The 9,895-nt window shown below is 69.3% G+C and carries 9 protein-coding genes; 6 read left to right on the top strand and 3 right to left on the bottom strand.

The window, feature by feature from the left end:
* The coding region (locus tag JWP28_RS12660; RefSeq protein ID WP_299543367.1) for a hydantoinase B/oxoprolinase family protein at positions 1-3,221 on the bottom strand (3,221 nt) is incomplete at its 3' end.
* Positions 3,222-3,331: 110 nt separating this feature from the next.
* On the opposite strand from JWP28_RS12660, the gene JWP28_RS12655 reads away from it, so the two are divergent.
* From JWP28_RS12655 to JWP28_RS12630, 6 genes are all read left to right on the top strand, one after another.
* Positions 3,332-4,027 (top strand): molecular chaperone DjiA, encoded by a 696-nt coding sequence (locus tag JWP28_RS12655; RefSeq protein ID WP_299543365.1) that lies wholly within the window; start codon positions 3,332-3,334, stop codon positions 4,025-4,027.
* Positions 4,028-4,137: 110 nt separating this feature from the next.
* Complete coding sequence (locus JWP28_RS12650) at positions 4,138-4,422, top strand: hypothetical protein (protein WP_299543363.1); 285 nt, start codon at positions 4,138-4,140, stop codon at positions 4,420-4,422.
* 96 nt (positions 4,423-4,518) lie between these two features.
* Entirely contained in the window at positions 4,519-4,809 is a 291-nt protein-coding gene (locus JWP28_RS12645; RefSeq protein ID WP_299543361.1) for a putative quinol monooxygenase, read from the top strand.
* A gap of 16 nt (positions 4,810-4,825) precedes the next feature.
* Complete coding sequence (locus JWP28_RS12640; protein ID WP_299543359.1) at positions 4,826-6,373, top strand: DHA2 family efflux MFS transporter permease subunit; 1,548 nt, start codon at positions 4,826-4,828, stop codon at positions 6,371-6,373.
* A gap of 21 nt (positions 6,374-6,394) precedes the next feature.
* Positions 6,395-7,555, top strand: a complete 1,161-nt coding sequence (locus JWP28_RS12635; RefSeq protein ID WP_299543358.1) for a serine hydrolase domain-containing protein — start codon at positions 6,395-6,397, stop codon at positions 7,553-7,555.
* Positions 7,556-7,782: 227 nt separating this feature from the next.
* Positions 7,783-8,220 carry a VOC family protein gene (locus JWP28_RS12630; protein WP_299543356.1) on the top strand — a complete coding sequence of 146 codons (438 nt, stop codon included), beginning with the start codon at positions 7,783-7,785 and terminating at the stop codon, positions 8,218-8,220.
* Between the two features lie 201 nt (positions 8,221-8,421).
* Here JWP28_RS12630 and fabA read toward each other — a convergent pair whose 3' ends face one another.
* Positions 8,422-8,952, bottom strand: coding sequence for a bifunctional 3-hydroxydecanoyl-ACP dehydratase/trans-2-decenoyl-ACP isomerase (gene fabA / locus JWP28_RS12625; RefSeq protein WP_299543354.1), 531 nt, complete (start codon positions 8,950-8,952; stop codon positions 8,422-8,424).
* Positions 8,953-8,996: 44 nt separating this feature from the next.
* Complete coding sequence (locus tag JWP28_RS12620) at positions 8,997-9,620, bottom strand: TetR/AcrR family transcriptional regulator (RefSeq protein WP_299543352.1); 624 nt, start codon at positions 9,618-9,620, stop codon at positions 8,997-8,999.
* Positions 9,621-9,895: the final 275 nt, after the last annotated feature.

The following is a 9,895-nucleotide window of genomic DNA, read 5'->3' as shown; positions in this document are numbered from 1 at the left end:
GGCGCGTGGGCCGTGGCCCCGGAGCCGCCGCAGATGGTCTCGTAGTACTGGCGCTGGTCGTCGCCGAAGGTGAAGTTGCTCATCGTCCCCAGGCTGTTGGACATGACGCCCAGCGCCGCATAGAGCGCGTCGACCACGTGCTGGCTGGTCTCGACGTTGCCGGCGACCACCGCGGCCGGCGGGCGCGGGTCCAGCATCGAGCCCGGCCGGGTCAGGATGTTCAGCGGCTCCAGGCAGCCGGAGTTCAGCGGGATGTCGTCGTCCACCAGGGTCCGGAAGACGTAGAGCGCCGCGGCGTCGACGATCGCCGAGGGGCCGTTGAAGTTGGTCGGCAGCTGGTCGGCGCTCCGGGTGAAGTCCAGCGTCGCCTCGCCGGCCTCGGCGTCCACGGTGGTGGTGACGACGATCTCGCCGCCGCCGTCCAAGGGCACGCGGGCTGCGCCGTCCGAGAGCTTGCCGACCGCGCGGCGCACGGCGGCCGCGGCGTTCTGCTGCACGAAGGTCATGTAGCGGGCGACGGCGTCTGGGCCATGGGCGCGGATCATCTCGGAGACCGCCGCGGCGCCGGCCTGGCAGGCGGCGATCTGCGCCTTGAGGTCGGCGAGGTTCTGGTCGGGGTTGCGGGCGGGCCAGGGCCCGGCCGTCAGCGCCGCGTGGGTATCGGATTCCAGAAAGCGGCCCTCGCGCATGATCGGCAGGGCGTCCAGCATGACGCCTTCCTCGTCGATGGTCTTCGAGAACGGCGGCATGGAGCCGGGCTGCACCCCGCCCACGTCGGCATGGTGGCCGCGGGCGGCGACGTAGAAGGTGGGCTGGTCGGCCTGCTCCATGAAGATCGGCATGACCACGGTGATGTCGGGCAGGTGGGTGCCGCCGGCGTAGGGGTTGTTGAGGGCGAAGGCCTCGCCGGGGTGCAGCACCGGATGGCGGTCACGGACGGCGCGGACGCTGGCGCCCATGGAGCCGAGGTGCACCGGCATATGCGGGGCGTTGGCCACCAGGCCGCCGTCGGCGTCGAACAGGGCGCAGGAGAAGTCCAGCCGCTCCTTGATGTTCACCGAGTGGGCGGTGCGTTCCAGCGCCGCGCCCATGGCCTCGGCCACGCCCATGAAGCGGCGGTTGAAGAGCTCCAGGGTGACCGGGTCGGGGCGGTCGAGGGCGATGGCGGCGGTCGACACTGCGGAGGTGCGGGTGAGCCGGATCAGGCCGTCGGCGTGGGCGGCGGCCCGCCAGCCGGGGGCAAGCGCGATCTGGGTGTCGGCGCGGACGATCAGGGCGGGGCCTTCGGCGGCGGTGAGGGTTTCGGCGGGAACGATGGGAGCGTCGTGCCAGGCGCCGTGGGCGAACATCTTCACCGAGTCCTTCTCCCCTTGCGGGAGAAGGTGGGCCGCGAAGCGGCTCGGATGAGGGGTCGCGCCGACGGCGGAGTGCGACCCCTCATCCGTCAGCCTGCGGCTGCCACCTTCTCCCACAAGGGGAGAAGGGGTGGTGCTCGCCTCCGCCTCCACCGCCGCGATCAGGATCGCCCGGTTGGGCTCGATGAAGCCGAAGAGGCGTTGGTGGGCCTGTTCGAACTGGGCCTTGGCGGACGCGAGGTCGCTGAGCGCGACCGGCAGTTCGGCGTCGGCGCTGTCGTAGCGGAGGCGCAGGGTCTGGCGGACGGCGCCGGTCTCCGCGCCCTGCTCGGCCATGGCGGCGCGGGCGGCGGTTTCGACCTGGCCGAGCAGTGCATGGGCGCGGGTCAGGCCGTCTGCGTCGAGCGGGGCTTCGAGGCCGGCTTGGCGGAGCGCGGTGACCTCGGCCTGGCCGATGCCCCAGGCGCTGAGCACGCTGGCGTATCTGGGCGCCAGGATCTCGCGGACGCCCAGCGCCTCGGCGGTCTGGCAGGCGACCTGGCCGGCGGCGCCGCCGAAGGCGGTCAGCGCGTGCTCTCGCGGGTCGAAGCCGCGCTCGGTGGAGATGCGGCGCACCGCCTGGGCCATCTGCTCGACGGCCACGGCGACGAAGCCCTCGGCGGCGGCCTCGACGCTCTCAGCGCCCATCGCCTCGGCGAGATCGGCGAGACGCGCGCGGGCGGCGTCAGGGTCGAGCGGCCGATCGCCCTTGGGTCCGAACACCGAGGGGAAGAACCGCGGGTCGAGGCGGCCCAGCACCAGGTTGGCGTCGGTGACGGTGGCGGGGCCGCCTCGGCCGTAGCAGGCGGGGCCCGGGTCGGCGCCGGCGCTGGCGGGACCGGCGCGGGCGCGCATGCCGTCGAAGGCCAGGATCGAGCCGCCGCCGGCCGCCACGGTCTCGACGTCGAGCATCGGGCTCCTGATCTTGGCGCCGGCCACCTTGGCGGTGTCGCGGCGCTCCAGATGGCCGGCGTAGCGGCAGACGTCGGTGGAAGTGCCGCCCATGTCGAAGCCGAGCACGGCGGCGGCCCGCGCCTGCTCTGCGGTCCGCGCCACGCCCACCACCCCGCCGGCCGGGCCGGACACCACCGCGTCCTTGCCGCGGAAGGCCTCGGCGCGGACCAGGCCGCCGGCCGAGGTCATGAAGTAGAGCGGCGCGCCGGCCACTACGTCGGCTACCCGGCGGACATAGGCCTGCAGGATGGGTGTAAGGTAGGCGTCGGCGATCGTCGTCTCGGCCCGCGGAATAAATCGCGGCAGGGGTGAAACCTCATGGCTCAGCGCGACGAACTGGAATCCGACAGCCTTCGCGATTTCGCCCGCCTGCCGTTCGTGCTCGGGGTTGAGGTCGGCATGCAGGAAGGCGATGGCGGCGGAGGCGTAGCCTTGGGCGGCGGCGGACTTGAGTTTCTCGGTGAGCGCGGCGCGGTCCAGCGGGCGCACCACCGCGCCCTGGCCGTCCAGCCGCTCACGGGCCTCGACGACGCCGGAGTAGAGCGGTTCGGGGCGCACGATGGTCAGCGCGAACAGCTCCGGCCGGGCCTGGTCGCCGATCAGGATCGAGTCCGCGAAGCCTTCGGTGGTGACGAACAGGGTCCTGGCGCCGGCCCGCTCCAGGAGCGCGTTGGTGGCGACGGTGGTGCCCATCTTGATCGATTCGACGCGGGCGGCCGGGAAGGGCTCGCCTGGCCCCGCGCCCAGGATCCGGCGCATGGCCTCCACGGCGGCGTCGGGGTAGGCGGGCGAGGCGGAGAGCAGCTTCAGCGAGGTCTCGGCGCCCCCCAAGGCGCTATTGGCGTTCGGGCCGCCTACGACTTGGCCAATCACGTCGGTGAATGTGCCGCCGCGGTCGATCCAGAAACGCCAGCACCTGTCCAAAACTTAACCCGTTCCGTGATTGTCTTCGGCCGGCCACACTCGTATGGCTGCTTATCCCAATGAGCTTCTGGCGCAAAATAGCCGGCCTCGCCGCGCTCAACCTCGACGAGGCCGAGTGCGACGTCTGTCCGCCCGGGCTGCCCGGCGAGGACCCCGCGTTCTCGACCGCGGTGACGGCGCTGGGCGCTAAGCTCGCCAAGGCGGATGGCGACGCCCGGGCCGGCGAATACGCCGCCTTCTCCGAGGTGTTCCAGCCGGAGCCGGCCAGCGCAGGCAATGTGCGCCGGCTCTATCAGCTGGCCCGCCAGACCACCCGCGGGTTCGAGAGCTATGCGCGGCGGCTGCAGAAGCGCTACCGCAACTGCCCGCAGCTCCTGGAAGACGTGCTGGACGGCCTATTCTTCGTGGCCACCTCCGACGGCGTCGTCACCGCCGACGAACTCACCTACCTGGAGCGGGTTTCCGAGCTGTTCGGCCAGAGCCCGCTGGTGTTCCGGCGGCTGAAGGCGACGCACCTCGGGCCCGAGGCGGGCGACCCCTACGTGGTGCTGGACGTGCCGCACGACGCCTCCGACGCGGACCTGCGTGCCGCCTGGAAGGCGATCCTGTCGGTGTCCCACCCCGACCGCGCCCGCGCCCGCGGCCTGCCGCCGGAGTTCGTCGAGGTGGCCGAGGCCAAGGCCGCCGCGATCAACGCCGCTTTCGACACCGCCATGCGCGAACGCCGGGCGCTGGCGCTGCAGGGGGCGGCATAAGTTCGCAAAACACATCCCCTTGCGGTTGTCGGCGGTTGACGACGGGGACCCTTGGGACAACATAAATGGTTTAAGCCCTGGGCTGAAGTCGGGGGGCCGATGAGGACGCCATGGTGAAAGAGTTCGCCGCCCGTCACGGATCCGCACTCCGCAGCTTGGCTGTGCTTGGCGGTCTGCTCGCAACCATCGCCGCCGTCGTGGTGGGAGCCATTCTCGCGGTGGTGTTCGCCGCCACCGTCGCGGTGATCGCCGTGATGGCCTCGGCCCTGCTCGGGTTCGCCGGCCTGGCGCTTCGCGCCCGCCGCACGGCGCGCGCCCGCAGCGACGGCGTCATCGAAGCCCGCCACCTCGGCGGCCACCACTGGGTGGCCTACGGCTGGAACGAGCCGCGGTAATATCCTTCGCGGGATGAGCGGATCGAGATCGAGTGTGGGCTTGCTCCGCCTGGGCGCCAGCTCTACCGTCATTCAAACAATCGTTCGGAGGACGGCATGATCGGGGTTATCGCGACGCTCAGGATCCAGGAGGGCAAGGGCCCCGAGTTCGAGGCGTTCTTCACCGAGCTCGCCAAGCAGGTCCGCGCCAACGAGGCGGGCAACGCAGCCTACCAGCTGACCAAGAGCCGCACTGAGCCCAACACCTACAAGGTGCTGGAACTCTACAAGGACCAGGACGCGCTGACCCATCACGGCGGCACGGACTATTTCAAGGCCGCCGGCCCGAAGTTCGCCGCGGTGCTGGGCGGCCGCCCGGAGATCGAATACCTCGACGGCGTCGGCTGACCCTCGGCGGTCTGCCATGACCGCCGCGGCCGCCAAAACTCCCGGGCCCGCGCTCTCCGCCGGTTTCGCCATGATGTGCCTGGGCATGTTCATGGCGATCCTGGACGTGCAGGTGGTGGCGACCTCGATCCCGACCATCGAGCATGCGCTGAAGGTTTCGGGCGACCGCATCTCCTGGATCCAGACCGCCTATCTGATCGCCGAGGTGATCGCGATCCCGCTGACCGGCGTGCTGACGCGGATCCTCAGCATGCGCTGGCTGTTCGTGGCCGCGCTCTCGGTCTTCACCCTCAGTTCGGCCGGCTGCGCGGCGAGCAGCGATTTCGCCACCCTGATCGCCTGGCGGGTGGTGCAGGGGCTGTCGGGCGGGACCCTGATCCCGGCGGTGTTCTCGGCGGTGTTCCTGCTGTTCCCGGAGCGGCGCCAGGCGCTGGCGACCACGGTGGCTGGCGTGCTGGCGGTGCTGGCGCCGACCGTCGGGCCGATCGTCGGCGGCTGGATCACCCAGACCTACAGCTGGCATTGGCTGTTCCTGATCAACCTCGCGCCGGGGATCGTGGCGGCGAGCTCGGCCGCCTGGCTCCTTCCGCGCGAGGCGCCCCGATGGGCCGAAGCCCGAACCCTGGACCTCGTCTCCCTGGCGCTGATGGCGCTGGCCCTGGCGGCGTTGGAGATCGCGCTGAAGGAGGCGCCGCACCGCGGCTGGCTGTCGCCGCCGATCCTGGGGCTGGCGGCGGTGACCGTGAGCGCGGGGACGGCCTTCGTGCTGCGCACCCTGAAGGCGGCTCACCCGCTGGTCGAGCTGCACGCCTTCGCGCGCCGCAGCTTCGCGGTCGGGTGCGTGTTGAGCTTCGTCCTCGGCGCGGGCCTCTTCGGCTCGGTCTACCTGATGCCGGTGTTCCTGGGCGCGGTGCGCGGCTACGGGGCGCTCGACACCGGCAAGGTCATGCTGGTGACAGGCGTGGCCCAGCTCGCCACGGCGCCGATCGCGGTCGCCCTGGAGCGCCGGATCGGGGCGCGCGCCTTGAGCGCGTTCGGCTTTGCGCTGTTCGCGCTCGGCCTGGGGATGAGCAGCTTCGAGACCACCCAGACGGGGTTTGCGCAGATGTTCTGGCCGCAGGTGGTGCGCGGCGTGGCGATCATGTTCTGCCTGCTTCCGCCGACCCGGATGGCGTTGGGACATCTGGCCGACGAGGCGGTGGCCGACGCCAGCGGGCTCTTCAACCTGATGCGCAATCTCGGCGGCGCCATCGGCCTGGCCCTCATCGACACCGTGCTCTACGGCCGCGGGCCGCATCATGCGCAGGCTATCGTAGCCCGGCTGCAGGCCGGCGACACGGCGACGGCTAGGGCGGTGGGCATTCCGCTGGAGCTCTTCGCCTTGCGCGGGTCGGGGCCGCTCGATCCCGGTACGCGCGCCATGCTGCAGCCGATGATCGAGCGGCTGGCCTTCGCGCGGGCGGCCAACGAGGCCTGGGCGATGGCCGCGGCGTTGACCGCGGCGGCGCTGGGGAGCCTTCTGCTGGCGCCGGGACAGCCGAGGTTGAACTCCGGTCCCAGATGATCGTGGGCTCGGGGAGGGGTGATGTATCGAGGCTTTGAAGCAGCGCTTGACGCGGCGGTGGCCGAAGGCCGGATCGCCGGCGCCGTCGCGCTGATCGCCGAGCGGGACGGCGTCACCTACCAGCATGCCGCGGGCCGGCGATCGGTCGGCGCTGCGCCGGCCATGGACCAGGACACGGTGTTCTGGATCGCGTCCATGACCAAGGCGATCGCCGCGGTCGCGGCCCTGCAGCTGGTCGAGCGCGGCAAGCTCAGCCTGGACGGCGACCTCGCGCCGCTGCTCCCGGACCTGGCGGGCCTGGAGGTGTTCGACGGCCTGAACGCTGACGGCACGCCGAAACTGCGGCCCGCAAGGGGCCCGGTGACGCTGCGCCAGCTCCTGACCCACACCTCGGGTTTCGGCTACGGCTGGCTGAACGCCGAGATCGGCGCGTGGCTGATGGCGACAGGCGCGCCCGACGCCGTGAGCGGCCTGCGCTCGGCCCATCGCCAGCCGCTGATGTTCGATCCCGGCCAGGGCTGGGCCTACGGCATCGGCATCGACTGGGCGGGGATCGCCGTCGAGGCGGCCAGCGGCCAGCGGCTCGACGCCTATCTGGCCGAGCATGTGCTCGGCCCGCTGGGCATGACGGACACCGTCTTCAAGCTCTCGGCGGAGCAGGCGGCGCGCAAGGCCGGCATGCATGCCAGGGGACCGGATGGCGCGCCGGTGGCCATTCCGCTCAGCCTGCCTGGCGATCCGGAGGTGCTCTCGGCCGGCGGCGGTCTCTATGCGACGGCGCCCGACTACGGGCGCTTCCTGCGCATGCTGCTGAACGGCGGAGCGCTCGACGGCGCCCGGATATTGTCCGCCGAAAGCATGACCGAGCTCTGCAGGGTGCAGACCGGCGCGCGGCGCGTCGGCGCGCTCAAGAGCGTGGCGCCGACGCTGAGCAACGACTTCGACCCGTATCCCGGCATGCAGACGGGCTGGGGCCTGGCGACGATGATCACGCCCGAGCCATCCCCCGATGGACGCAGCGCCGGCAGCCTGTTCTGGGGCGGGCTCGCCAACTGTTACTATTGGGCCGATCCCAAAGCGGGCAAGGCCGGCCTGATCCTCACCCAGCTGCTGCCGTTCGCAGACCCCGAGACGCTCGGCCTGTTCGCCGCCCTGGAACGCGCTGCCTACGGCCTGGACTAGGTCCTGTATTCATAAGCTGAACGTCGCGGGTGTGGGCGACAAGCGGACACTAGGAACGACCGAGATGGGCGGAAAGGGGACGCTACTCTCCTTCAATCGCGCTTGGCGCGCTGTTGCATCACCCGCAGGCGACCTCGGGAGCGTCCGCTCCTGCTAAAGATGCTCGAGCGCGAGCTGTCGCACAAAGGGTCCGTTGTTAGCTGGACGACACCTTGTAGAGTGGACCCATGGCGCTCAAACGGATGGACAACGTAGGAATCGTCGTCGACGACCTCGAAGGGACGATTGATTTCTTTCGCGAGCTCGGCCTCGAGCTCGAAGGGCGGGCCACCATCGACGGAGAATGGGCCGGACGTGTCACTGGGCTGGGCGATCAGCGCGTCGAGATCGCCATGATGCGCACGCCGGATGGCCACGGCCGGGTCGAGCTCTCCCGCTTCCTCACGCCGCCTGCCGTCGCGGATCACCGCAACGCTCCGGTGAACGCTCTAGGCTACCTCCGCGTCATGTTCGCCGTGGACGACATCGACGAGACGCTTGAAAGGCTCCGCAAGCGCGGCGCGCAGCTCGTAGGAGAAGTCGTCCAGTATAAAGACGCGTATCGGCTCTGCTACATCCGCGGGCCTGAAGGGCTTCTCATCGGACTCGCCCAAGAACTCAGCTGAGCGCGATACGAAGGCAATGACGAAGAGCGATGTCGCCACTTGTCGCTGACTCAAACCAGCGGGCATCGTCTAGCCCCCATGAGCGGAACTTGCGAAGGTCCGGGGAGGGTCGCGTCCGGTCCTTGGCTGGGCGCCGGAATGCGGACGTCCCGAATGACTGTGCAGGGTGGAAACCGGAAGTTGGAAGTCGGCCACCGACCTTCAGGGCGTGGGCCTGATCATTCCGACTCTCAGCTCCGATGCGACATACACACAGACGTTGTCCGCAAACAGCCGACCATTCGCTACGCCCAGCGCCAGCTTGCCGCGCCGGACCTGCCGCATGCTCACTTCATAGCGCACCATCCGAGTCTCAGGCGTAACGTCACCTCGAAACCTGACCTCACCCACACCGACGGCGCGTCCCTTACCCGGTGAACCCGACCAGCCCAGCCAATAGCCGAGGACCTGCCACATGGCGTCCAGCCCAAGGCAGCCGGGCATGACCGGGTCGCCAGGAAAGTGACAACCAAAGAACCAAAGGTCCGGGGTGATATCCAACTCGGCGACGATGTCGCCCTTGCCAAATTCACCGCCGTCAAGGCTCAGCTTCGTGATCCGGTCCATCATCAGCATTGGCGGAGCCGGCAGTTGCGCATTGCCGGGACCGAAATAGCCACCCCGGCCGGAAAGGATCAGATCGTCCTTTGTGTAGTGGGACTTCGGCGTGTGAAACTCGTGCGGATCAGCCATTTGCGTCGCAGTTCCCTCCTGAATTGAGCACTGGATGTTTGCAGTCAGGCGACCCGGCCGCCTGTGCTCTGGGTCGCGACCTGCGTTGCCGGCAGGCGCAATGCGCCCGCGACAAAGACCCAGATCTTGTCAGTCAGCTCGGCGCGGTCGGGGCGATGGCTACTCATCAGCGCGCCGATTAGCGCCTGGCGGATACCGCCAATCATCAGAGCGATCGTGAGGCGCGGATCGAGGTCGGCGGGAATGACGCCGTCGCGCTGGCCCGCCCGCAAATTATGTGCGCCCGCAGTCAGCTGCCGTTTGGTGAAGGCCTGTTCCACATCGAGGACTTCGACCGCGCGGCTTAACGCGCCAACTACTAGCGGCGCAAACGGATGGTCGTAATGGAATGAGATGTAGGCGGCGATCCGCTCTTTCTCGCGGCCCGCCCAATCCGACGAAGTCAGCTTCGAGGGGCTGAATGCTGCTTCTTCCAGCCGGTTGTAAAACCCTTCGACCACAGCAGCGATCAACCCCGCCTTTGATCCGAAGTGGTGGTAGGCCAGCCCGACCGAAACCTTGGCCCGCTTCGCGACCGCCTGCATCTCCAACAGGCCATGACTATGGATGAGCTCCTCCTGAGCGGCGCGGATCAATCGTTCCGGTGTGCCGATCCTCGTCGCGGTCATGGTCGGTCCTGGGATTGAATTGAATTCAATTTAGTCCGATGGGTCTGGCAACTGCAAGCGCCAATACCGGCGTTAGCTTCCACGCGCTCCTAGCAAGCAGTGCTTGGCAGGGTGAAGATCACCGGCCGTGCGAATTCAGGAGGATGCCGTCTTGATGAACGTCGTCCGTGCTCAACCGGCGCTTCGCCCGGCCTCTGACGCTCCGGCCAACTTCCGCTTAGGGTCGTCTCCCGCCAGAAGCCCCTGGCCGGGAAGCGGACGTTCGTGCCTGCGCC

It is taken from the genome of Phenylobacterium sp. (assembly GCF_028290885.1).
In the GTDB taxonomy this organism is placed as follows: Bacteria; Pseudomonadota; Alphaproteobacteria; order Caulobacterales; family Caulobacteraceae; genus Phenylobacterium.
The sequence above is the reverse complement of the archived record's forward strand: the minus strand, read 5'-3'. Positions and strand labels throughout refer to the sequence as shown.